This is a genomic window from Filifactor alocis ATCC 35896 (genome assembly GCF_000163895.2).
In the GTDB taxonomy this organism is placed as follows: domain Bacteria; phylum Bacillota; class Clostridia; order Peptostreptococcales; family Filifactoraceae; genus Filifactor; species Filifactor alocis.
The window spans coordinates 836,964-861,996 of record NC_016630.1; the positions used below are offsets into that span (position 1 = coordinate 836,964).

The 25,033-nt window shown below is 37.0% G+C and carries 21 protein-coding genes, 1 pseudogene and 1 riboswitch; of the genes and pseudogenes, 1 reads left to right on the top strand and 21 read right to left on the bottom strand.

Features of this window, described 5'->3' with window-relative positions; genetic code table 11:
• Positions 1–31 precede the first annotated feature (31 nt).
• The 12 genes from HMPREF0389_RS03765 to HMPREF0389_RS03820 all read right to left on the bottom strand — a co-directional run bounded on the left by HMPREF0389_RS03765 (position 32) and on the right by HMPREF0389_RS03820 (position 14,618).
• Positions 32–415, bottom strand: coding sequence for a hypothetical protein (locus HMPREF0389_RS03765; protein ID WP_014262370.1), 384 nt, complete (start codon positions 413–415; stop codon positions 32–34).
• A 34-nt stretch (positions 416–449) separates the two neighbouring features.
• On the bottom strand, positions 450–1,406 hold the full coding sequence (locus HMPREF0389_RS03770; protein WP_014262371.1) for a hypothetical protein: 957 nt from the start codon (positions 1,404–1,406) through the stop codon (positions 450–452).
• Positions 1,407–1,793: 387 nt separating this feature from the next.
• Positions 1,794–3,641: an S-layer homology domain-containing protein gene (locus HMPREF0389_RS08720; protein WP_014262372.1), complete on the bottom strand. Its 1,848-nt coding sequence runs from the start codon at positions 3,639–3,641 to the stop codon at positions 1,794–1,796.
• A 373-nt stretch (positions 3,642–4,014) separates the two neighbouring features.
• Positions 4,015–5,229: an aspartate aminotransferase family protein gene (locus HMPREF0389_RS03780; protein ID WP_014262373.1), complete on the bottom strand. Its 1,215-nt coding sequence runs from the start codon at positions 5,227–5,229 to the stop codon at positions 4,015–4,017.
• A 117-nt stretch (positions 5,230–5,346) separates the two neighbouring features.
• The gene (argB, locus tag HMPREF0389_RS03785) at positions 5,347–6,228 is read right to left on the bottom strand and encodes an acetylglutamate kinase (RefSeq protein WP_014262374.1); all 882 of its coding nucleotides are present in this window, start codon (positions 6,226–6,228) and stop codon (positions 5,347–5,349) included.
• A gap of 21 nt (positions 6,229–6,249) precedes the next feature.
• Positions 6,250–7,476 (bottom strand): bifunctional glutamate N-acetyltransferase/amino-acid acetyltransferase ArgJ, encoded by a 1,227-nt coding sequence (gene argJ / locus HMPREF0389_RS03790; RefSeq protein WP_014262375.1) that lies wholly within the window; start codon positions 7,474–7,476, stop codon positions 6,250–6,252.
• Positions 7,477–7,537: 61 nt separating this feature from the next.
• Positions 7,538–8,587 (bottom strand): N-acetyl-gamma-glutamyl-phosphate reductase, encoded by a 1,050-nt coding sequence (gene argC, locus HMPREF0389_RS03795; RefSeq protein WP_014262376.1) that lies wholly within the window; start codon positions 8,585–8,587, stop codon positions 7,538–7,540.
• Between the two features lie 255 nt (positions 8,588–8,842).
• Complete coding sequence (locus HMPREF0389_RS08725) at positions 8,843–9,706, bottom strand: copper amine oxidase N-terminal domain-containing protein (RefSeq protein WP_014262377.1); 864 nt, start codon at positions 9,704–9,706, stop codon at positions 8,843–8,845.
• Between the two features lie 12 nt (positions 9,707–9,718).
• Positions 9,719–10,849 carry a cytochrome P450 family protein gene (locus tag HMPREF0389_RS03805; RefSeq protein WP_014262378.1) on the bottom strand — a complete coding sequence of 377 codons (1,131 nt, stop codon included), beginning with the start codon at positions 10,847–10,849 and terminating at the stop codon, positions 9,719–9,721.
• 467 nt (positions 10,850–11,316) lie between these two features.
• Positions 11,317–12,546 carry an ABC transporter permease gene (locus HMPREF0389_RS03810; protein ID WP_014262379.1) on the bottom strand — a complete coding sequence of 410 codons (1,230 nt, stop codon included), beginning with the start codon at positions 12,544–12,546 and terminating at the stop codon, positions 11,317–11,319.
• A gap of 1 nt (position 12,547) precedes the next feature.
• Complete coding sequence (locus tag HMPREF0389_RS03815) at positions 12,548–13,273, bottom strand: ABC transporter ATP-binding protein (RefSeq protein ID WP_014262380.1); 726 nt, start codon at positions 13,271–13,273, stop codon at positions 12,548–12,550.
• Positions 13,254–14,618, bottom strand: a complete 1,365-nt coding sequence (locus tag HMPREF0389_RS03820; RefSeq protein WP_014262381.1) for an efflux RND transporter periplasmic adaptor subunit — start codon at positions 14,616–14,618, stop codon at positions 13,254–13,256. Before HMPREF0389_RS03820 ends, HMPREF0389_RS03815 begins: the two co-directional genes overlap by 20 nt.
• Positions 14,619–15,274: 656 nt before the next feature.
• Between HMPREF0389_RS03820 and HMPREF0389_RS03825 the strand changes: the two genes are divergently transcribed.
• Positions 15,275–16,819, top strand: a complete 1,545-nt coding sequence (locus HMPREF0389_RS03825; protein ID WP_041250785.1) for a ClC family H(+)/Cl(-) exchange transporter — start codon at positions 15,275–15,277, stop codon at positions 16,817–16,819.
• Positions 16,820–17,016: 197 nt separating this feature from the next.
• On the opposite strand, the gene HMPREF0389_RS03830 is transcribed toward HMPREF0389_RS03825, so the two are convergent.
• The 9 genes and pseudogenes from HMPREF0389_RS03830 to HMPREF0389_RS03865 form a co-directional block, all read right to left on the bottom strand.
• Entirely contained in the window at positions 17,017–17,871 is an 855-nt protein-coding gene (locus HMPREF0389_RS03830) for a CbrC family protein (RefSeq protein WP_014262383.1), read from the bottom strand.
• A 546-nt stretch (positions 17,872–18,417) separates the two neighbouring features.
• Positions 18,418–18,906: a low molecular weight protein-tyrosine-phosphatase gene (locus HMPREF0389_RS03835; protein ID WP_014262384.1), complete on the bottom strand. Its 489-nt coding sequence runs from the start codon at positions 18,904–18,906 to the stop codon at positions 18,418–18,420.
• A 404-nt stretch (positions 18,907–19,310) separates the two neighbouring features.
• Positions 19,311–19,709 carry a TerB family tellurite resistance protein gene (locus tag HMPREF0389_RS03840; RefSeq protein ID WP_014262385.1) on the bottom strand — a complete coding sequence of 133 codons (399 nt, stop codon included), beginning with the start codon at positions 19,707–19,709 and terminating at the stop codon, positions 19,311–19,313.
• A gap of 18 nt (positions 19,710–19,727) precedes the next feature.
• The gene (locus HMPREF0389_RS03845; RefSeq protein ID WP_014262386.1) at positions 19,728–20,762 is read right to left on the bottom strand and encodes a hypothetical protein; all 1,035 of its coding nucleotides are present in this window, start codon (positions 20,760–20,762) and stop codon (positions 19,728–19,730) included.
• 4 nt (positions 20,763–20,766) lie between these two features.
• Positions 20,767–21,018, bottom strand: coding sequence for a YkgJ family cysteine cluster protein (locus HMPREF0389_RS03850; protein ID WP_041250786.1), 252 nt, complete (start codon positions 21,016–21,018; stop codon positions 20,767–20,769).
• On the bottom strand, positions 21,018–22,655 hold the full coding sequence (locus HMPREF0389_RS03855) for a hypothetical protein (protein ID WP_014262387.1): 1,638 nt from the start codon (positions 22,653–22,655) through the stop codon (positions 21,018–21,020). The genes HMPREF0389_RS03850 and HMPREF0389_RS03855 overlap by 1 nt, the downstream gene beginning before the upstream one ends.
• Before the next feature lie 150 nt (positions 22,656–22,805).
• A complete protein-coding gene (locus HMPREF0389_RS09225) occupies positions 22,806–22,928 on the bottom strand; it encodes a hypothetical protein (RefSeq protein WP_278214645.1) in 123 nt (40 codons plus the stop codon).
• Positions 22,929–22,976: 48 nt separating this feature from the next.
• Positions 22,977–23,058, bottom strand: a riboswitch (cyclic di-GMP riboswitch).
• Between the two features lie 132 nt (positions 23,059–23,190).
• Positions 23,191–24,249, bottom strand: a pseudogene (locus HMPREF0389_RS09350) (site-specific integrase).
• Positions 24,216–24,428, bottom strand: coding sequence for a hypothetical protein (locus HMPREF0389_RS03865; protein ID WP_041250788.1), 213 nt, complete (start codon positions 24,426–24,428; stop codon positions 24,216–24,218). The pseudogene HMPREF0389_RS09350 and the gene HMPREF0389_RS03865 overlap by 34 nt, the downstream one beginning before the upstream one ends.
• Between the last annotated feature and the right edge of the window lie 605 nt (positions 24,429–25,033).

The window sequence follows — 25,033 nt, forward strand, 5'->3', positions numbered from 1 at the left end:
ATTCTATAAAAGGTTGTTCTATATAATAAGTTTAATGCGTGTGAATATACACATGGTATAGTGTTTTTAGCAGAATATAAATACTTCCGCCAAGTATAACAAGCTTCGGTATATATTTCCTTACTTTTTGTGTTTGTTCATATTCTTCGGTATCTTCATAGTTTCCTGAGACTTTCGGAGATTCTCCGCCTTTTATAAAATATACAATTTTTAAGCAAAAACGATCGATTGCATTCAATTCTTCTTCTGTTTTGCCGGATGCTGCCAAATATCTTGCAAGATATAAATCCATTTCTTCATCATTTTCTAAAATTTCTTCATTATCCACAATTTTTTCATTTTCTGTTGTTTCACTAAATATTGTTTGATTTTGTTTCGCCATATCATCCATTGGACTTTCAACATTTGTTCCCATCTCATAATCCTCCTTATATACAAATAATATCTTCTTATTTTTCCATTACTGTAACATCTACTGATTGTATGATATTTTTTTGTACCTCTTCTTCCTTACCAGACTTTGGATTCTTCATTGATTGATTATTTATAAACATAATAATGTATGACTTATTTTCCTCCTTATTTTCGTAATAGTATATTATCCTCATACCAATTGAACCATCATCATATACACTCTCTGGAATTCCAAATTTTTCATACATTTCATTAAAGGTATTCCCCCTTCCGATTCCATCCACTCGAATATCACTTTGACAGAAAGAACGAAAGCCTTCATTGCTCAATCCCTGAATATGCTCTCGAACCAAATCAATATCTAATACTAAAGTAGTTATACTAGGAGTATAAATGGATAAGAAGATATTCTTATCTTCCTTATATTCATCTATTCTCATCACATTACCAAAATAATATCCTGTTTTCTTATCTTCTATATCTTCCATTCCTCCGTCTTTAATAATTTTTTTGCAATCAATGGATGTCAGTTTCTTATAGTCGGGATTTATCTTGGTAATATCTTCAAATTGCATCGGTAAGCTAACAGGGATTCCGTTAACCGTAACTTTTTTCATCATCTCCATTACCTGTGGTGTCTGTTCATATTGTTTGTTTTCTTGATCCCATCTTACCAAGCCGTCTTTGGTAACTGTCGCATATTTGCCGTCAGTCTTTTGTCTTTCTCCGTTCGGTCCTGTGAACATCTCATCATAATCCACTCCGGCAAGTACAGGAACTTCTCCTGTCGTACTGCTTCCATCACTACTGCTGTCAGTACTTCCTATACACCCTGACATAGACAGCATACATACCGAAAGAAACAGAGCAAGTGCTGTCTTTTTCTTCACTCCTGCTTTCTTTCTCGTGCATTGTGCTGATTTTTTCATTTCTACCATGTTGTTTGTCTCCACTCCTTTCGTTCTTAATTTTTGAATTTCCAACTCATACATTCTCATTCCCTCCATCTTTCCGTTTTCATCTTAACTTTACACTCTCAGATTAACCAAAAAATACATTCTGTAATTTTAATTATACTATTATTGATATAGATATCAACAATAATAAAAGACTTATCCTAATCTATCCTCCAAATTCATCCACCATCCAAGGCAAAAGTTGATGTAGGCAAGGAACAAAATTCGAAATTACCAATCTGCTTCTTCAGGTATTTACTTTTACTATGTTTACTCCTTATCATTTTATTTCAACTCATCACAATCTCACAAATATTCAGGATTACAGAACAGTATTCATTGCTTGTCCGAATACAAAAACCCCCTAAAGCTGAATTTTTGTTCAACTTTAGGGGGTTGATTGCTTTTTTTATTATTTTGTTGTTACTTATCGAAATAAATAATACGACTTGCTTCAAAACCGTTGGAATGAGCAGTTCCGTTTGCACGGATTTCATATCCTTCAAAGATATTATTCAAACTTCTTGGACTGTTGTTGTAAGAATTTCTAATCTCTGTTCTCGGTCCGACAATTACTTTAACTTCTCGACTTCCGGTATCTACTACCAAAACTTCTTCTCTAAAGTCTACGGAGATTACTTTTCCTTGAATACTTTGAGCTGCATATTCTTTTTCGGTAGATAGTTCTATAATATATCCGTTTTCCGCTTTCACATCAACTTCATAACCTAACTTGATATTATCTAAACTGCGAAGACGATTTTCAACATAAATTTTGGTTTTGCTGCTTTCTTGCAGGGTGTACACATGTCCGTCTCTATCTTCGACAACAATTTCGGACTCTCCCTTTGTTCGTAGACTCATACCGACTACAACCGCTCCTCGTAAGTTGATTTTAGATTCTTCGACTTCGATAGAACTTGCAGTGAATCCTTCTGATTTTACAGATACTTTTTCACCGACATAGAGTCTTTCTAAGGAATCTAAGCGATTGGAACCGCGATAGATTTTTGTAGATGAAGTCACATCGTATTTTACCGCACCGTCTCTTGACGTTGTGATAGTAATTGTATCTCTGTCGATATTTTTAACGGTGCCGGACATTTCTTTTGACGCTGTTGTGACAATTGCTTGAACAATATCATTTCCTATAGCTACTACTGTAATGGATTGCCCTAATTGCAGTTTGCTTGCTCTTTCTTCTCTTCCGTTAATCAATATTTTACTGTTGTTAGTGATATAGAATGTTCTTGTTTCAGATGCTCCTTGGACTTCCACTTTATCTTGTCCATAGGATTTGATTGTTCCGATAAATTGTACTGTTCCTATACTTGATGTTCCGCCTGTAGTCACATCAAGTGCTACTACTTTGTTTCCGTTTGCTTTCAGAGTTGCTTGAGAATCTCGTTTTACATCCGTAAGATTAGCAGGAACTCCGTCTATTGTTACTTTGATTTGATCTACTGTGTTGGTAAACACTTTAGAAGCTCCCTGTGCGTCCAACCAGTTGATGGTCGCATTGTTTCCGTTTACATAAACGGTGCCGACTTTTCCGATATAGGCTGTTTCTGAGGTCACAGGATTGTCAACAATCGGTGCTGTTCCTGCATTTTTTGCTTTCGGTGAAATCGAATAGCTTTTAGAAAGCATTACAGCAGCTTCCGCACGAGTCAGTTTTTTCTTAGGATTGAATGCTCCGGTTGGAGAAACAATCCCCTTTCTTGCTAATACTTCAATATATGGCAGTGCCTTCACATCAATACTTTTTGCATCCGTATATTTTACGGACGGTGTCTTTGCAAACTCTTGGTTCAAAGACAGTGCATTTACCAATAACATGGAGAACTCTTGGCGAAATGACAGGCTTTGCACTGATTTTCCTTTTGTTTCATTCATAAAGAACGGAATACTTTTTTCAGGGAAGAGTTTTTTCTCTACTCCGAATACAATATATTTTTCCGCCCAAGCAGGAATCTTGCTTTTTGTCATGGTTGCTTGGTACTTCGCTTTGTTTTTTGCATAAATATCATTGATTTCCGATTCTTGGAATAAATTGCTAATCATAATAATACTTTCAATTTTTGTCACAGGTTGTGACGGTCGAAAGGTATTATCGTCATATCCTTTGATAACTCCCTTTGATACAACATCATCAACATATTTTTGACTCCAATGGTTGTTCAAATCTTTAAAGTTTGCAGCATAGGATGTCACGGTACTGCACATCATCATGGAACCCAACATCAATGCTCCTATTCTTTTCTTATTCATAGGAATATCCCCCTTTTTCTGTTAAATCATTCAATAGTCTCATTATACTGTAAGATTATGTTATTTCTAAAACAACTGTATTACAATATGATTTCATCTCGTTGATCTCTTTATTGAAGTCCGGCTTACTTTCTTAATCACTCCAAAAAGTTTGTTTCAGATGACTCATTCTCCTACATTATATCATATTTTTGCTACATTTCTATTATTCTGCTATTATTTTATGCTTTTATGTACTAAAACAAGGCGTCATCTACACCATTAGATGACGCCTTGACCTTTTAAGCTTTATATTCTAAATCAAAACCATAGTAAACTATAATTTTATTAAAGGTAGGTTTTTGTTTATAGTTAATAATGAATCATGAAATTCTTAGAATCCTTGTTCTGTCATTACTTCGTCTAAGATTTTTAATGCATCGTCCAAAGTTTCTTTTGGAATGTTCAATGCAGGAACAAATCTCAATACGTTTCCTGCTGTACAGTTCAAGATTAAACCTTTGTCAAAGCATGGGTTTGTGAACACGTGTGCATCAGGAACATCCACTACTGCAGCAACGATTAAACCTTTACCGCGAACTTCTTTGATTACAGGGTGTTTTTTAGCTAATTTTCTTAATTCGTCTTGCAAATATGCTCCCATTTCTTGAGCTCTTTCAGGTAATTTGTTTTCGATGATTGCTGTTAATGCAGCAGCAGCTGTGTTTGTAGCGATTGGGTTTCCACCGTATGTTGTTCCGTGGTTTCCAGGTTGAAGAACGTCAGCAAATTTTCCTCTTGCAGCAAATGCTCCTACAGGAATACCGTTTCCTAACGCTTTCGCTAATGTCATAACATCAGGAATTACTCCGTATCCTTGGTATGCGAATAGATGTCCTGTTCTTCCGCATCCTACTTGTACTTCGTCGAAAATCAACACAATGTCTTTTTCATCGCAAAGTGCACGTAATTCTTGAAGGAATTCTTTTGTTGCAGGGATAACTCCACCTTCACCTTGAACAGGTTCTACGATAATACCTGCTGTGTTTGCATCAACAACATTTTTAACGCTTTGGATATCATTCATGATTGCGTATCCAAATCCTGCCGGCAATGGATCGAATCCTGCGTGAGATTTGTCTTGTCCTGTTGCTGTAAGTGTAGCCAATGTTCTTCCGTGGAAAGATTGTCTCATACTGATGATTGTATATTTTTCAGGATGTCCTTGCATTTTTTGGTATTTACGAGCTAATTTCATTGCTCCTTCGTTTGCTTCAGCTCCACTGTTTGAGAAGAACACTTTGTCAAAGTCACTGTTTTCAACGATGATTTTAGCAAGACGAACACCCGGTTCGATGTAGAAGTAGTTAGCACATTGTGTTAATGTTTTAGCTGCTTCGATTGTAGCTTCCATTACAGATGGGTAGCAGTGTCCCAATGCGTTAACGGCAACACCTTCTAATAAGTCGATGTATTTCTTGCCGTCAGCATCCCAAATATAACTTCCTTCTCCTCTTACCATACCAACAGGATATTGTCCGTATGTGTCCATTAAATATTTTTTCCCTGCTTCAGCAATCGCTGCATTTGATGTGAATTTTTCGTTCATTGTAAATCCTCCTTTTTCCATTTCGTTTCTGTAATCATTTATAAAAAGGTGCATCAAGCAGTTCTGCAAAGAAACAGAACTGCCGATACAATTATACCCCAAAATAAATTTGGCTTACTACCACTTAATTCCAACGCTTTCGCTTTCTGTTCCTACAACTGTTCCGTATCCGTCTTTTACGAAGGCTTCGAACAATACGCTATGTTGTTGTCTTCCGTCCATAATATGAACGCTTCTTACACCTTTTTCAATAGCGCTTACGCAAGAATCAACTTTAGGAATCATTCCGCCTGCGATAGTTCCTTTTTCTTTCAAAGGTGCCACATCTTTTACATTCAAGTAATTGATAACATCTTTGATTTTGATATCGTTGCAAAGTCCTTCGATATCTGTAAGGATGATTAGTTTTTCAGCTTTCAATGCGGCAGCAAGTTCTCCTGCTGCTGTATCTCCGTTGATGTTATAAGAGTTTCCTTGTCCGTCAGAACCGATTGGTGACACGATTGGAATAAATCCTTTGTCAATCAACGCTTCTACAGCTGCAGGATTTACAGATACAACATCTCCTACAAATCCGTAATCTACATCAGATTTTCTTTTTTCACAGTGATAAATTCCGGCACTTACACCTGAAACTCCAACTGCTTGACCGCCTGCTGCAGTTACTTTTTGTACTAATTCTCCGTTTACTTTTCCGGCTAATACCATTTCAACTACTTCGATGACATCTTTGCTTGTTACACGAAGTCCGTTGATAAATTCACTTTGAATTTGCAATTTTTCAAGCAATTGATTAATTGCAGGTCCACCACCGTGAGAAATAACCGGTTTCATTCCTAATGCTTGCATCAAAACAACATCTTCCAATACAGCACGTTTTACTTCTTCATTAATCATTGCATTTCCGCCGAATTTTACAACTACAACTTTGCCTTGATATTGTTTGATATAAGGCATAGCCTCCATTAAAACGGCGATTTTTTCTTGTACATTTGCCATAATATCCTCCTGAACAAGTGATTAGCTACGGTAATCTCCGTTGATTTTTACATAGTCATATGTTAAGTCGCAACCAAATGCTGTTGCATTGTTATTTCCATCATGGAAGTCAAGATATACTGTGATATCTTTTTCATTCAATACTTTAGCTGCTTTATCTTCGTCAAAAGAAAGTCCTGCACCTGCTTGCATTACTTGGATTTCTCCGGCAACACTTCCCAATTTAACATCGATTTTATCTGTTGCGAATTCAGCACCTGAATAACCTGCAGCAGAAATTACACGACCCCAGTTAGCATCTTTTCCGAAAATAGCACATTTGAATAGGTTTGATCCTGCTACTGCACGAGCTACTAATCTTGCATCATGTTCTGTCGGAAGATTTTGTGCTTCCACTACTACTAAGTGAGAAGCTCCTTCTCCGTCAGCAGCAATCTTTTTAGCCATTTCCATGTTTACATATTCAATTGCTTCATAGAATTTTTTCTTATCGTCTTCTGATTTTACTTCAACACCTGATTTTCCGTTAGCCATAACTACGAAACTATCGTTTGTGCTTGTGTCTCCGTCAACTGTTAACATATTGTAGCTCTTATCAACTGCTCTTGTTAACATATCTTGTAAATCTGCTTGAGCGATAACAGCGTCTGTTGTCAAATATCCTAACATTGTAGCCATGTTTGGATGAATCATTCCTGATCCTTTTGCCATAGCTCCGATTGTAACTGTTCCGCCGGATAATTCCAATTCAAAAGAGATTTCTTTTGGAACTGTATCTGTTGTCATGATTGCTTGTTCAGCAATATGTCCGTTATCTTTGCTCAATGTAGGAGCAATTGCTTTGATTCCTTCTAACATTCTTTCTAATGGAAGATGTACTCCGATAACTCCTGTAGAGCATACGAATACTTCTTCTGATTTAAGATTTAATTCTTTAGCAGTGCAATCAGCTAAAGCTCTTGCATCTTCTAATCCTTTTTTTCCTGTTGCGGCATTAGCGTTTCCGCTGTTTACAACAACTGCACGGATTTTTCCGTTTTTCAATACTTCTCTACAGTAAAGTACAGGTGGAGCTGCGAATTTATTTGTTGTAAATACACCTGCTGCCACAGCATCTACTTCAGAGAATAAAATAGCCATATCTAATTTACCGGATTTATTTCCTTTAACATCACAAGCTTTTGCACCGGCTGTAAAACCTTTTGGCGCTGTGATTCCTCCATCGACAAAACGATATGTATTATTCATACATATTCCTCCTTCAATTACAATTCTTAATCAACTGTTTCTTCGTTCCAATTCCTATTTCTTATGGGAATGTTGGAGCAAGTTTTAATCCTGTTGTTTCTTCTAATCCGAAGATAATGTTCATGTTTTGGATAGCTTGTCCAGCAGCACCTTTACCGATGTTATCGATTACAGAGCAGATGATGATTCTTTGTGTTCTTGGTTCATAAGCTGCTGCAAGGTGGCAGTGGTTAGTAGCTACAGTCCATTTTGTATTTGGCCAATCTCCTGCTTTGTGAGGGAATACAAATGGTTCATCTTTATAGTATTTCACATATAATTCGTAGATTTCTTCATCTGTCATAGGTCTCTTCAAGTTTCCGTAAATTGTAACATGGATTCCTCTTGGCATTGGAGCTAAGTGAGGTGTAAAGATAATTTTAGATGGTTCTCCGCCAATCATTTCGATACTTTGTTCGATTTCAGGAGTATGTCTGTGTCCTGCAACTCCGTAAGCTTTGAAGTTTCCATCTTGCACCATGTGAAGTTTAGAAAAATCAGGTCTTCTTCCTGCTCCTGTTGTTCCGCTCACTGCTTCAACGATAACAGAGTCTTTTTCAATCAAATGATTGTCGATGAATGGATACAATCCTAATGCAGATGCAGTTGGGTAACATCCTGGATTAGAAATCAAGCTTTTTCCTTTGATTTGATCTCTCCAAATTTCAGGAATAGAGTATACAGCATCTCTACACATTTGCGGATAATCACATTTTACTTTGTACCATTGTTCCCAAACATTAGAATCTCTGAAACGAATGTCAGCTCCGAAGTCAATTACTTTTACTCCTTTTGCCAAAGCTTTTTCAGCAATTGGGAATACATTTCCCGGATTTACTGCTAAGAAAAGTACATCTGTTCCGTTCAAAATTGTTTCTACATCTTCTTCGCTGTCTGATAATAATACTGCATCGTAAAATCCTTGTAATGCAGGGTGTACTTCTGTGATGTGTAATCCTGAAGAGAATCCGTCCGCTACATAAGCTAATTCTGTTTCAGGGTGATTTATCATCATTCTTAACATCTCACCGCCGGCATTACTTGCCGCACCAATCATTGAAAATCTAATCATTTTTTATTGCCTCCCTTTAATTTGTTAAACCATTCTTAAAATTTGTGCATGATTCATCTTTATATCCATTTTACATACCACACTAATATAATAAGCATTTTTCTGTTTAATTTCAAGGGGATTTATAGGGAATTTCATAAAAAAATCTTGTGTTTATTGAAAACACAAGATTTTGATAAAAAAGAATTTTTCTTAATTTTACAGAAAAATAAAAATTTTTATTTGTGACACTTATCCACTTCATTCTACGGTTTGTTATTTCAATGCCGAGTTGTATTGTTCTTGGGAAATGGATGTGATGGCAAGTGCAGATCCTTTTGAAGATTTCAGCATATAATAAGTACGATTTCCGTTGATTTTTTCAATCGAAAATGTTCCGTTTAGAATATCCGATGTGAAGGTAATTTGATTTCCTTTCACCTGATACGTTCCCAAAACCGGTTTTTTGGATGCTAAGTTCATAATTTCAAAAGCTCCGTTATTTTGTAACTTTGCAACAAATTTCGCTTTGCTCAAATTTTGCATCGCAAAAGCACCCTTCAATTCTTTGGAAAATTGGCCTGTTTGTTCTGTCGGCCCGTCTTGCGGCTTAGGGTTAGGAGTAGGCTTCGGTGTAGGTTGCGGCGGTTGCGGTTGATTCGTGTCGGAAGAAACATTCTTCAATTCATCCATTTCTTTACTTCCGACAGACAAATAATATTCTTCCGACATTATTTTTACTGTCTTGCTGCTTGCATGCCAACCGACATGATATCCCAATTTTTCAGAAATAAAGGAAAGCGGCACCAAGGTGCTGGAATTCAGGATAACCGGCGGAACTTCCACTGTCTGTGGTTCTCCGTTGACGAAACATACATTGTTTCCGATGGACAAAATAATCGTGGTGTCTCCTTTTACCCCTGTAATCGTTTTCGTCTCTTTGTCCCATTGTATCATGTCTGCACCGAGTTCCTCAAAGACTGCACGAAACGGAACCATAGTACGATTCTCCATTATGATTGCACCGGCACCGTTTTTCATCGGTTTGCCGTCAATCTGAATATTGACATTCGTATCTGCAAATGATGTCGTTCCCGTCAGCATAAACAAAGCCAACCCTACGCTTGCAATTCTTTTCATAACACTTTCCTCCTACTTTTTGTCATATAACTTTTCATATCCATCGATACTTTGATACATTGAAAGCACTGCATCTAAATATCCTTTTTCCTTTGTATAATACTCTTTTTCGGAATTTAAAAACTCATTTTTGCTTATTTTTCCCAACTTTTTCTTCAACTCTGAATTGGAATAAGCTTTTTTCTCCTGTTCCAACTCTTGTTGTTTTGTTGATAAATCCATAAATTGTTGGATATTCCCCAAATAGGTCTTCTTCAATTGAAGAGTCAGCTTATCTTCCGCCTCTTGATAGTTTTCTTCTTTTTCAATAAGATTGATTTTTTCGCGAATCTTTTCTTTTTCCGCTTCTGTTTCCCAACTGTTTTTCAGCTTTTCTTCCGCTTTTTTCTTCCTGTCCAACTCTTCTTTTTGGTCTTTTAACCGCTTTAGCTCAGATAATTCCTTGGATGTCAAATAAAAAGGAACCGCAATGGAGTTTTTCCCCTCTCCCACTCGTTGGACAATTTCTTCTTGATTCAGTCGGTATCTCAACGAAACCGGATATCCCAACAAACGGTTCAAATCCTCATATCGTTGTTGCAATAACAGTTCTTCTCTCTTCAGTTGCAGTTTATGCTCTTCCAATGCCGACAACTCTTTCTGTAACTCTACCTGTGTTTTTTTCCCCAATTCATAGGCACGCTTTTGTCCTTCTACTCGCACTTTTTGATACTCCACCTGATTTTTGGCAAGAAAAACTTTGTTCTGTTGTTGCAATAACTCCAAAAAAGATTCAATGGCAAGCTTTTCATTCTTATCTCTCATCTCATCCAACAGCTTAGAAAGTTCTTTTTTTGCGTTGACAGGATCGTATGACACATCATCGTTATAAAAATACTTTACAACCTCATTGCCTTCCTTGTCTATCATCACATACCGTTTGCCGTATCTGTCTTGATAATCCTCTATCATTTTTTTCAATTCTGCCTGTTTATTATCATAATGTTCCTGTCCGTAAATATATTTTCTTGACTGTTCTCTCACTGCTGTGATTGTCATTTCTGTCGGCATAACAGCATTCACTGACGCCTTTTGACCGAATATCGGCTGCACCATGCTGAAAGACAACAACAAAGAACAACCGAATGCCATTATTTTCTTCATCTGCTCTCCTCCTTACCGCGCATGATAAAAAATATCATGCTTTATCATCATTTCTTCATTAATTTCTAAAAATTGTTTCCACTTTGTTTTCAACACTGTTATCTGTTTGAATTGCCTTATGTCATCATGCCGATTCGGTATCCGTCATTTTACTCTCTTACATCGATGTAGCATGTTCATCACTTGAATAAGGGTGAGATTTTAACAGGAATTCCTTTGAATCAGAATTTATGACAATTGAAGCGAATTTTAGTATCAAAAACTTTCCATCCTAAAAATTTTTCATTTCCTAACATATCCAGTATAACAAACTATCGTTTCAACTTGATTACAAATCGGTATCATTTTTTCGAAAATTTTTTAAAATATCTTTACTTATCCATACAACATAAAAGACAAACCGAACTCTCAAAAATTTCTCTTTCGCTCAGCTTGTCTTTTATGATAACTACTCTAAACAGTAGATTCTATTCATATCTCAATGCTTCAATCGGATCCAATTTCGCCGCTCTTTTTGCAGGATACAGTCCAAAGAACATTCCGACAAGTGATGAAAAGATAACTGCTCCCACAATGACCGGAATGTTAATTTTCAAATCCACTTTCGCCAAAATTGCTCCCAACTTTCCGATTCCAAGTCCTACAACAATCCCAATCAACCCTCCAATCAATGACAAAATGCTGGATTCGATAAGAAATTGAAATAAAATATTTTTTGTCTTAGCACCCAATGCTTTTCTAATACCGATTTCTCTGGTTCTCTCTGTAACGGATACCAACATAATGTTCATAATTCCGATTCCTCCGACAATCAGAGAAATGGATGCAATGACTCCGATTCCAAGCGAAATCAAACTCAACATACCGTTGATTTGGGAAGCTTGTTTTTCTACAGATTCCTGACGATAAGAATCTTTCGGTACTCCCTTCGTTGCAATCAAAAAGTCCCCTACTTCTTTCACAAGTTGCTCCTGAGAAATTGACATATCTTTACGATGATAAAAACTGATATATCCCACACCGAATTCTGACTCTACATCAAACAGAGTGTAAGGAACATAACAAGTTATTTTGTTCTTATCGGAAATCCCAATCTGTTGAGCAAATGCCGAAACTGTTTCTTCTACTACACCTACCACAGTAAGTTCTTTTACGCTGTCACCGAAATCAATTTCCAATTTTTGACCGATAACATCCACTCCGCCCGCAACTTCCTGTGCCAATTTTTTGTCAATAACAATAACATCATTTTCTTGTTCGACATCCTCTTCCGTAATCATCCTGCCCTCTACTATGCTGATATTGGATCTCTGTTCCAACAATCCTCCTCTTGCCCCTGTCAAAGCAATCGTATATTTTTTATTACCAAATTTTCTTTCTATTTCCTTACTGGCGTTTCCGGGAACCATATACACAATCTTATCACCAAATTTCTCTTCCACTGCCCGGAAATCATCCATCGTAAAATACTCATCATCTCCGTGTTCTTCTTTTTCCCAACTCAGTGCAATAAAAATTTGATTTGTCCCAATGTTATCTATTTCCTTGCCCATAATTGACTTGATACTGTCTCCGATTGCCGTGATTCCGATCACGGAACCAATCCCAATCACAATGCCGAGCATTGTCAAAAAGGAACGCATCCGATTCACACGAACTGCGGATAATGCTAACAAAAAACTTTCTTTAATAAGCATCTTACTCCTCCTTTGTCCTTCGGTTATCTGCATCTTGTACCACCTGTCCGTCTCTGAATGTGATAATTCGATTTGTAAATGCAGCAATTTCCGGTTCATGTGTAACAACGATAACAGTATTTCCTTCTCTATTCAGTTGTGTAAAAATATCCATAATTTCAACTGACGATTTGCTGTCTAATGCTCCTGTCGGTTCGTCAGCAAAAATAATTGACGGTCTGTTTGCCAAAGCCCTTGCAATAGCAACTCTTTGTTTTTGTCCCCCGGACAATTCGTTCGGCATATGAGCATATCTGTCTGCCAAGCCTACTTTTCCAAGTAATTCCATCGCCCGTTCCTCACGCACTGATGCCTTTACTTTTGCATAAACCATAGGAAGCTCCACATTTTTCAATGCGCTGGTGCGTGATATCAAGTTAAAGGACTGAAATACAAAACCGATATTTAAATTTCGTATTTCGGACAGTTCATCATCTGTCTTATCTTTGATATCAATTCCTTCCAAGTAATAGTTTCCTGAAGAAGGTCTGTCCAAACATCCCAGAATGTTCATTAAAGTAGATTTCCCCGATCCGGAAGTTCCCATGATTGCTACAAAATCTCCTCGGCAAATCTCCAAATTGATTCCCCGAAGCGCATGCACTTCCACTTCACCGTTGCGATATACTTTCTTCAAGTCCTCTACCCTGATTACAACTTTTTTGTCATTATTCGGCAATTGTTTCACCTTCTTTAGTTTCCTGAGGAGCTGCGTTGTTCAATTCTTGTTCCTCTCTCACTTTACTTCCTTCTTGCAAGATTTTTTCTCCACTACTGTTCAAAACAATCTTGTCGCCTTCTTTGAGGTCATCTGACATTACCTCTGTATAGAACGCATCCTGCAAATTAATTTGTACAGGTACCTTCTTCACTGTGTTATCTTCCAACACTTTGTACACATAATGGTTGTTTCCTTCCAAATCTGCATGAACTGCTTCTGACGGAACTGCTTTGATTCCTTTTTTACTTGCAATCATAATCTTTGATTTTGCGGTTACTCCCGGAATCAAAACATCGCTTTTTTCTGTAATCTTGATTGTAACCGGAATTACTTTTTTTGTACCGGAAGCATCTTTATTTTCACCCGACGGTGCGATGCTGTCGACTACTCCCACCAATGTTTTCTTTCCGAGAATATTGGAAGAAACGGTAACCTGTTGTCCAAGTTTAATCTTTTCGATTTGATGTTCTCCTACACGAACTTTTACATTCAAATTTACCAAATCTTCAATGACAAACATCGCCGCTTTATTTTCAGTATCAGCTGCATACCTTCCCAATTTTGCATTCACTCTGGTAATTGTTCCGTTAATTGGACTTTTAATTAAGGTTTTTTCAATATCTTTTTGTTTCATTGCAATTGTATTTCTGTCCAAACTGATACTTTTCTTTTGTGATTCGGTAGGCACAACTTTTCCGTTTACTGTATGGAAACCGTCCACTGCAACAACTGCTTTTTCATACGCTTGTTTCGCTAAAATAAACTCATCCTCCGAAATCGCGCCTGCCTCAACCAAACTTTGGCTTTGATCCAAAACTCTCTTTGCTTCATTCATTGTAATAACAGCATTATCATAGTTTGTTTGTTGTTGACGCACAGCTTCATCTGTTGTCAATTTGGACAACTCCAACTTCTGTTGCGCTTGAGAAATTTCATTTCGGATATCTGTGCTGTCGAGCACCGCCAAAACTTGACCCTTCGTGACATAATCTCCTTCTTTGACATTGATTTGTAGAATTTTGTTGTTCAAAACGGAAGTCACTTCTGCTGTTTCTGAACCGGATACAGGTCCTTCTACCAATAATGTTTCTTCAATATCCCTTGTGGTCACATTTCCCATCTTTACAGGAATATCAACTTGTTGTTTCGGACTCAAAAAATTCTTTGCTCCATATCCCCCTGCCAAAACAAGCAACGCAAGAAAGATATATTTTTTCTTTACTCTTTTTTTCCACGATTTCTTTTGTTTGAATTTTATTTCTTCTGTTGCAGGTACATCGGTTGTAGCCATCAACTCTTTACTTTGTTCCATATGTTTCAAATCTCCTCTCAATCTTATACACTCTGTCTCTATTTACAAAGAAATGAATCTATTTGTAAAAATTAAACTGTACTTTATTTTTAATACAATTATACATTAATAAATCGTAATGTCCGTTACAAAGCTATTACAAATCAGTAGTTTTTTTTCGAAAAATTTTCTGTTTTTAAGGTTCTGTAGTTTACATTTTTTCCATAATTGTTTAAACTGGATAAGAATGCGTCCTATTTTGGGTCTATCTTGCAAAAAATATCATCTATCGCAAAAAGATGCGCTTGGTTTCATCATCGGCTTCTTAATGAAACGTTGTCTAATACTGAAACTTAACTGAACCGTCATGCCTTCAAATGGGAAAGTTTCATCCTGTTTCATTGAAAAAAGCGGAATCGGTATTCATTCTATGAATCGAAATTTCAAGTTATGATATAGGACAAGTGCACCCACGAATCGTATTCGCTCAACTTTAACTAATGTTGGACGAAAAATATGATTGAAACAGCATCTTGTTCCAATTCCGACTGATGTTAGATAATGAATTTGTCAATTATTTTTTGCAATCTATATTCACAGATATATATTCCCATTCTATAAAAATAAAAACATTTATGGGAAAATTTTCATACTACTACAACAAGGATGTGATTTTTGTGTCCACCAAAACACAAACTGCTTTGCATAATTACAAAACGCTCAAGAGAAGAATCGTTATCGATGGATTTTTGGTTGGATTGGGAGCAGGTTTTTTTTCCGTTCTGTATCGCCTGATGCTGTCCGAACTTGATGGGATCAGAAAAATGCTTTTTTCTACCTATTCTACCGAACATATTCTGTTTTTGATTGTCGCTTTTACACTGTTTGCTTGCATTGTCGGATTATTGATTCGATGGTGTCCTCTCAGTAGCGGAAGCGGTATTCCGCAAATTCAAGGAGAATTGCTTGGTATCCTAAAGATGAATCCGATTTCTGTCTTAATTTCAAAATTTATCGGAGGTGGACTCGGAAACCTTGCAGGACTCTCCCTCGGACGAGAAGGTCCTTCCATTCAAATTGGAGGAGCCGTTGGAAAATTACTTTCCAAACTTTTGAAAAGAGATATTAACGAAGAACGGTTTATGATTTCTGCCGGAGCAAGCGCAGGACTTGCAGCTGCATTCAACGCACCTATTTCGGGAACAATCTTTGCATTGGAAGAGATGCACAAAAACTTCTCTCCTCTGATTTTGATTCCGTGTCTTGTCGCTTCTGTTGTTGCAGACTATGTATCCAAAAATGTGTTCGGGTTGCAATCCTCTTTTTATTTTATCTCCATTCCGAAATCTCTTCCCCTGTTCCACTACTGGCATATTGTAGGAATCGGAGTTTTTTCGGGATTGGTCGGCGTTTTGTTCAACAAAGTGCTGTTGCTCGGACAAGATTTTCATAATATTTTACCGATTCCAAAACCGTTTCGACCTATCATTGCATTCTTAGTATCCATCACACTGGGATTTGCTTGTTACGATGTGTTGGGCGGAGGGCACGCTTTGGTTGAAAAAATTACCGATTCGACATTTACTTTGACTGCACTGATTACCTTGTTGATCCTCAAACTGCTCTTCACTTCGTTAAGTTACGGCAGCTCCACACAAGGTGGAATCTTTTTGCCGGTATTGGTACTCGGCGCACTCAGCGGTGTCATCTATGCCACATTCTGCCAACAAATCAACTTGCTTGATTCTGTCTATATCCATAACTTCATTGTATTGGGAATGGCGGGAATCTTAACAGCAGTCGTTCGTTCTCCGATTCTGTCGATTATGCTCGTTACGGAAATGGCAGGAACTTTTTCCCATATGCTGAGTTTCTGTTTGGTTGCAATTATCTCATACCTTGTAGCGGAATTCTTGAATTCCAAACCGATTTATGAATCTCTATTGGAGCGACTTCTTGCAAACCGAATGGATACTGCCTCTGAAGAAGAGGAAACCGACAAGGTCGTAACCAGTTTATCCATTACCTCCAATATGAGTGTATGTAATAAGGCGTTGAGAGAGGAATTATTCCCAAAAAATGTTCTGATTGTATCAATCAAGCGAGGTTCGAAAGAATTTATTCCAAACGGAAATACTGTTATTCTACCGGGAGATATTCTCACCATTCTGTGCTACAAATCAGAATTAGCCGAAGTCAAACAGATGACATTAACACTATGACATTCTTACAACAAATATAAAATTCTAGAAGTCGTATTTCATTTTCAAAAAAATATCCCCTACGAAATAAAGCTTGAACAGTTCCTTTTCGTAGGGGATACATTTTTTGGTGTAACTTTAATCAGTAATTCGTATAATAATACACTTCTATATCATTGTGCAAGATGACAAATCAATTCTGTCATACAACAGTTAATCTAATCTGCATCTACCCAAAGATGATATTTCCCACAATGAAGACATTGAAACAAGTATCCGCAAATTGAACCGTCTTTGACAAGATATTCTTCCACATCTTCAAAAAAATCATCGCGCATATAATACTCTTCAAACACTTCGTCTGCAATATCCATCGCCTTTAATTCACGCGTTCCGACTGTCCCCAAATATGCACAGTAATCATCACAACAGGAAAGCCAATATTCTCCCTGCCAACTTAAATACCCCGGAGTGCGTAAAAAAAGTTCATCGTCTTTTGCCTTATCTCGTGCCCCTTCCCACTCTGCATCCTGAACAAATGTCGCATCAAACTTTCTTGCAGCTTCTCCGTTTGCAATACAGGTCGAACAGATATATTCTACATTATCAACACAATACGGTATGGAAGAAAAATAAACAGTACTCTTCTTGCCACAACAAGGACAGACCTTTTCTTCTCCCTCTTCAAATGCACCTGTCTCCAACGGATCAGGATGATATCGAAAGTGAGATAACTGTTTGAGGAGCTCTTTTCTTTCAGCTTTTTCCTTTTCCGTCAAAGGTCGCGGTAAAGCAAAATGATCTCCACGACTTTTGCTCAATTCTTGTAACATTGCAAATTTTTTAATCTGTTTTCTGTCAGACTTATCAAAAATGGTCGAAAAAACTCTAAATGCACTCTCCATCATGCCAAGCTGATGGTAAACATCCACCAAGACTTCCTTCGCGTCTCTCTCTTGAATTCCGGAGAGTTTATCGGCAAATTGATATAAGGCTGATACACTTGCCTTATCTCCATCATGAAGTTTAAAATTTTGTTTTAATGCTATCAATTCTTTCAGATGCTGATTCACTTCATCACCTTATTCCTCTATCCTTTAATTTATCTCTGCCTTTTCCCTCTAAAAAAGCAAACGCCTTTCTGTTTGTACTATTATTACACAAATTACTCTTCCAATAAACCGACTGATACGACATTTATATTGTACAAGAAGATAAGTTATCTTGCGATACATAGCTTTGATTGATAAATTTTTTTGATTTTAAGATAGATATTCTTGTAACCTCTAATATTTCAAGAACGCTAAAATTAAAAATTATCGAATGATATATAAAGATTTGCGAAACAGACACATTGTTCAGATATTCATTCACATCGTCTATCCCTCTATTAAAAGCAAATACCTCCCTCTTCTTACTCATATTCTTCATCTAAGAGGAATCGCTTGCTATTTTTATTGTGTATGACGATGAGTCGTCTTACAATACAAAGTTTTGATTGAACTATTTTTTAGATAGTTAAGATAGATATTCTTGGAATCTCCACCATTTCAAGAACGCTAAGACTAAACATCATGCTCACTCTTTTCAAGACAATCTTATCACACAAATCTACAAACTTACTTGTCGTTTTTTGTAGAACTTTTATCCGATAACTGTTCCAACAATGCTTTACACCCTCGTTCAATTTCATGATATGCTGTATCAAAATCATTACTGTACCAAGGATCGGATATACTTTTTTCCTCTCCCGCATACTCTAATAACAGATGTATCTTTTTTTCGTTATCCTTGCCGAACAGACGCAACATATTCTGAATATTGCGCTCATCCATCCCAATTAACAAATCATAGTTTGAATAGTCGTCTTTGGTAATTTGACGCGCCCGCTTGCCATCACATTCCATACCGTGTTCTTGTAACTTTCTCTTCGCAGGCGGATAGACAGGATTTCCGATTCCGTTCCAAATTTCTTCAGAACTTGTCGCAGCAGAATCTACTATAAAATGACCGTCTATCCCGGCATCACCAATCATTTTTTTGAATAGAAACTCTGCCATGGGCGAACGACAAATATTGCCATGGCAGACGAAAAGTATTTTAAGCATAATAAAACTCCTTCCTAAAATGCAGTGAATTTCCCTATTTTGCAAGGATTTACCAAGTCTGTAAAAACAGGGTAAACCTACAGATATTTTTACAAATCTATAAACAAGGCAAATCGTGGCAAAATGTGTTAGTCATTCGTAGTCAAATCGTAGTCAACTTTAAGGAGGTTGACTATGCAAAATATCTCTAAAATGCTATCGTTTATTGAGTGGGTGGCTCGTGGGGGGGCGCACCTTTTAACGATAGCATACAATTTTTTCGTTAGGGGGTTCGTACCCCCTACAGACTACTCCTAAACTACCAAATATCCTATCGGATGCATAAGTCTTTTTCATAAGAAAAGGCAGATGGCAATCGACCTGCCACCTACCGGGTTTCTTCATCAAAAACGAGGTTTTCTCTACTACGCAATAACTTCTGTTACTTTTTTTAATGCATCGAGATATTCCTTAATAGCAACCGTTGTCTTCTCAACATCTGCATCTGTAAGACCGATTTTCTTTGCATAATCGTTTATAAAACTCTTTTCTCCAGAATCGAACTCTCCATCTGAATAAACAAGTCCCAGAGTTTCTAATAAAACAATTTTCTTAATTTGAAGTTCTGATGCCTTAAATACATCAACTACTTCATCCATTGAAATTGCATTATTAGCATCAAAAAATGGAATACCCATTTCCTTGCAATACTCTTGAATCATTACTTTCTCTTCTTCTGCAAAAATTCCATTAGAGTTTGATACATGAACGCTCAAACTAATAAAAGCATTTTTCTCTTTTTCTGATAATTGACTTAAAAACATTATTGTACCCTCCTTATTTTAAGCTGCGTCTTTTACTTCGTCCAAAATCTTATTTGCATCTGTGACAACTGTATTTACTTCATTCTTGTTAACAGTGTTTAGACCATCTCCGTCCTTATCTTTAAGCATAAGGCTTGTCTTACACATCTTATATAGTAATCCTACTAACAGGACAGCATTCTCTGTCATTTGCTTTTCTTTTTCAGTAAAGTCAGACCACTGAACCTTTGCAGAGAAATTTACAACATGGTCTAATGTAGCCAATCTCTTTTTATACTGCTTTTCTAATTCAGTCAATGATGTTTGAAAAGGTTTTGCAGCAGATACTAATTCATCAAAATAACCTACAATTTTATTTACCTCTTTTTCAGTTCTGTTTGCTTGGTTATAGGCTTCATCTGCCTTATCTGATAATTTAGAACCAGTAACATTGAAAATGATACCTCCAACAAGTAAACCAACACCCAATGTTGCTCCACCTAAAACAGCCGTTCCCAAAGCCATTCCACCACCTCCAGCAGCTATAGAACCACCTCCTAAAGCAGCTAATGTCGCATTTGTGGCTGCAACACCACTTAACGAAGAAATAGCCGTTCCTGTTGATGCCGTACCAAGTGCCATAACCGCAGAGGTTGTAGCTCCGGCTGCTGCGAATCCACCTGCCGTTCCAACAGTCGCACCTCCAATTCCTCCTAAAAGAACACCCGCACCAGCTGACACTTTTTTCAACTCCTCGGCCTCATAATCTGGTAAATTAATTCCGTCTCTCTTGCAAGCTTTAAAGTCAGGTCTACCTTGAATTTTCTCAATAATGTCAGAGAAATCATCAAAACTACTTAAAATCTCAAGTTCCTGTTTTCCGATAGAATCCATCAATTCGGTAGTTTCAATATTTCTCTTTTCAAATAAAGCAACAGCCCTCTCCTGTTTACTTTGTGCAGCTTTCATAGTGTCATTTGCTTCTTTCATCTTCACACCACCATGAATTCCTGATCCAACCCCGACTATACTAGCAACAGCTGTAATTCCTCCAATAATAAGTGGTAATGGCATATATTCATCCTCCTTTATTTTGTAGTTGCTTACATACTCTGTAATTCAACTCATAATATTCTTCTCTTGAATAGTGTTCCTTAAAATAAACCTCATAGCATTCATCAATTCTACATAACAACGGTCTTTCATCGTAGATAGAACACTTATTTCCATCTAGGTATTTACAAGTTCCGTCCCCCCTATCCAATTCCTTATATACATCAGATTTATCAAGGTTACGGCAACACTCTCCACAACAAGTACACTTAAACATTACTCAAACACCAAGCGATTTGACCTATTTCCCATAAAGGTATCAAAATCACCTTCCCAAGGTATCTGTATATCAAATACCTTATATGCCGAAAGTAACAAGTTGTTAAGTTCTTCCTCTGACTCAGCAGCACCAATCTTTGTAGCAATACTCCTATACTTCTCTGTTTCTGCTCGGAATTTTGCAATATCAAGATTTTCAAGTTTAGCCGCCAATCTCTCTAAAGCGTCTGCTATTTCTTTATAATTGTTTACCTCAGATGGAATTCTGTTTAAGGCACTTACAATTCTATTCATAAACTTACTTCTATCCAAGAAAATCAATAGCGTACATGAAATAAGTCCACTCACTAGAGATGAACAGAATGCTGTAACAAATGTACCAACTCCCGAAATTGCTGAGATTGGAGTTTTCTGAATCAATTCTCCAACAACAGTTCCAACTAAAACACTCGCTCCAGTTGCTAATATAACAGTAGCGGTTTTTATTCTGTCTCCAAACATAAGATTCTCTGGATTAAATAATAGAACCTTTCCTGCCTCAACAACCGATGCATATATCTGTCGGATACACCTTACAAGGCTCTTTGCAGTTGTAAAGAAGATGTTGCATATGGTTGTTGTCAAACTTGCTAACGCTCCAGAAAGAAAACCTTCGCCAAATTTAGCCAGAATTTCTTTATACTTAACTTTGGCATTTTCAACACCCTTTTTTACACCATTAGCTACAGCCTCAAGCATATCCTTTAAGTTTTTTCCGGGTGGTAAGACTTGTATTTCTTCTTTAGAAGACATCCATATTTCCACAAAGACAAATCCCACTGCCTGACGCATACCCATCTCTGCACCACGGCTACCTGCTACTACAGCAGTGTCTTTCAAAAATTTAGGACTTGTGTAATATGCTTTAGCAAGTTTAGCTTCATATGCTGCACGAGTCCTTTTATTCTCAGCTCTCATTTTATCTGGATCAATCTGCTCTAATTTTTCTAACTTTGCTAACTCTTTGCGTTCCTTATCAGATAATGAACCTTTGGACTTAAGTTCCGAAATTCTTGACTGTATCTTTGGTCTTTCAGATTCCCATTTTTGTAGATAGACTTCCATGTCCTTATCTTGCATAGAACGATTTATACTTCTATCAGTCGGCTTTAAATTTTCTTCACAGTTAGCCAAATCTGTACCATTGAGTCCTGCTAAAACTCGGCCATGGTCATCATGAATCCCTTTCGCAGCTATAGCGTGGTCTAAATCAATATCAGCATTCTGTGCAACGGTCTTTCCAGTATAGGCATCTTGCAATGTACCGTTCTTTTTACTTTCACTAACTTTTCTATTAATGGCTATATATCGTGGATCTTGATGATACGCATATGTATTATATTCTCCTCTGTTACCATAATCCGCCTGGTTCTGTGCATTCTTATATTTCATATTGGGGTCTTTTCCAATTTCCCTAACATTATGGATAGTATCAACATCTCCACCATGCTGGTCATGCACAAGGAAATCAAGTCCAAAAGATGTAATCAAACTTTTCATGATTACTCTCTCATATTCATTCCAAATACTTGAGAAAACATTTTCTTCAGGTTCTGGAGCAAAACCATTGTTCAATTCTGCAACAAATGAACTCAATAAAAGTACCTCCTCCAAAAGATTTTTTACTTAAACCAATAATATAAAATTAGATGTACAACAAATGTCACTCTAAATTTTATTTCCCCTTTTTTCGCCAATTTTTGTATCCCCTGTTGTTACTCTACCGAAGACATCTGATGGAACAGCTCATTCTCTTCCAAGTTTAGCAGCTCCACTTATTTGTCCGTTGAAACACATTGCTCTAATTCTTCTCGAAGTAACACCCCCTTTTTCAGCCAGTTCATTGATAGTCATATATCCTTCTATCATGTAAACCTCCAAATAAAAAAAGCACTGTTACTTCTAGTAATACGTACAACGTGCAACTGGCAACCATATAATTAACTTAAGCACTTTAGCTTTGCGTCACATTCTTTCAAATGCTTTGACGGAAAAATTATACCAAAAGTATATACCCTCAACAGATCTTTGTCAATTCAATATCTGTAGATACAAAAATATCCCCGGCAGCTCATTGCCACCGAGGTCATCATCATTATTTCTTATTAAATTGCCTTGAACATTTTCTGACTTATCGGCTTTTCTCCTCTTCCTTTACTGCATTAAGTTCTTCAAGCCTGAACATCCCGTCTTTTGAATTGTCAAGGCCAAGGTGAGTGTAAACATTCATTGTGACGGAAATGTCCGAATGTCCCATAAGGTGCTGAAAGGTCTTTGGATTCATTCTTGCTCTCGCCATGTTTCTACAGTAGGTGTGCCTACAAACAAGAGGAGTAATGTTCGGCATCTGCACTTTGAAAATATCATTATATCTTTTGACTGCATGGTTAAACCTGTGTTCCCAATGCATGGCTACTTCCTGCATTCCGTTCTTATCTCTGAAAAGAAAGCCACAATACCCTGCTACCATAATCTCAGGAAGGTCTGTTGGTCTGTCTTCAATGATTGCCTGAAACATTAGATAGATATCCTCCATCATCGGAAGTTTCCTTGTTCCGGCATTCGTTTTGGTGTTTTCTATTACATACTCACCCCATGAAGTTCTTTGAAGCTAGTGGTTGATATCAATAACTTTATTCTTCATATCCACATCTCTAAGTTTAAGTCCACAAAACTCTGAGATTCTCATTCCCGTATGGAACAGGACGTAGAAAACCTCATAGTACTTACAGTAAACATTATCGTCATGTATGAATTTAAGAAACTGCTTCATCTGCTCCTTAGAAACTGCCTGTCTCATCTTTTCTGTATTATAGATAATTCCAGCAAGCTGAAATCCAAACGGATTTTTTACAATCAAATCATCGTCAACCGCCATCTGGAATGCCGTGCGAAGAACCCCACGGACTGTTTTTATTGTACTAGAGCCTTTTCCATCATTCTGTAACTTGATTAAGAATAGTTTTGCATCTGAAGTCTTGACCCTACACATCTTGTTTGATCCAAACTCTTCTTTGGCAAGGATGTTTTTAACAAAACCATAATTCATCAGAATGTTTGGTCTCACTCCGGTTCTGGTCTTCAAGTACCTCTCTAGCAGTTCGTTAACTGTCATATTTTTGCACATTGGGTCAAGCAGCGACTCCAAATCCCTACCTATTTCCTCTTCATCAAATCTGTTGTCGCCCATTCATACCCGCAGTCTTTACAATGACGGTCTATCTCTCCGCCTTTATCGCTTGTTGATACCAGACAACCACCAAGGATGAGATTTCCTTTTTTAGCCTCCTCACCATGAGTTACGGTAGGCCATGTATATAAAATAGGAATCGTATTTTTCGATTTGCATTTAGGACATATCTTCTCCATTTCAAACTCCTCCATCAAATGTATCATGTTCTATTTCTTACTTCTTCCATTTGCTACATTTTCTATTTGTTACACCCTCATACCGTTTAGAGCAGTTATTCTTAATTTCTCTGTTCTAAACAGTATGAAAATTCGTTTATGATACCATATCACAAACTCTAACACCTAAAAAATTTCTATCCTTCTGAAGGTTATTTTCTATACAATTCACAAAATCTCATTGTCCCTTCTCTCAATTTTGTTCCGACTATGTTTTCCTATTAATGACAGTATACACGATTCACTGTACCAAAAAACGGACTTACTATGATTTATTTTCTAATTTTATGCAACTGTCTTATTGAAATAAATACAACTCTGTTATTTCCATCAAATCCTATGGTTCTATTTTACAGTATGATTCCAACACGATTCTATCCTTACCATCTCACAACGCATCATACATCGTTCCTCTTACTCCATAGGAATTGATATCCTTTCTTTACAATCATCTTCAAGTAACATGAAAATCCTTACAGATAGTCCTTTCATCCAGTGCCTGTGTTCGACAGGCGAAAGTGCTCATAAAAAAACAGAACGGTGTTTCCGTTCTGTTTTTCATCATA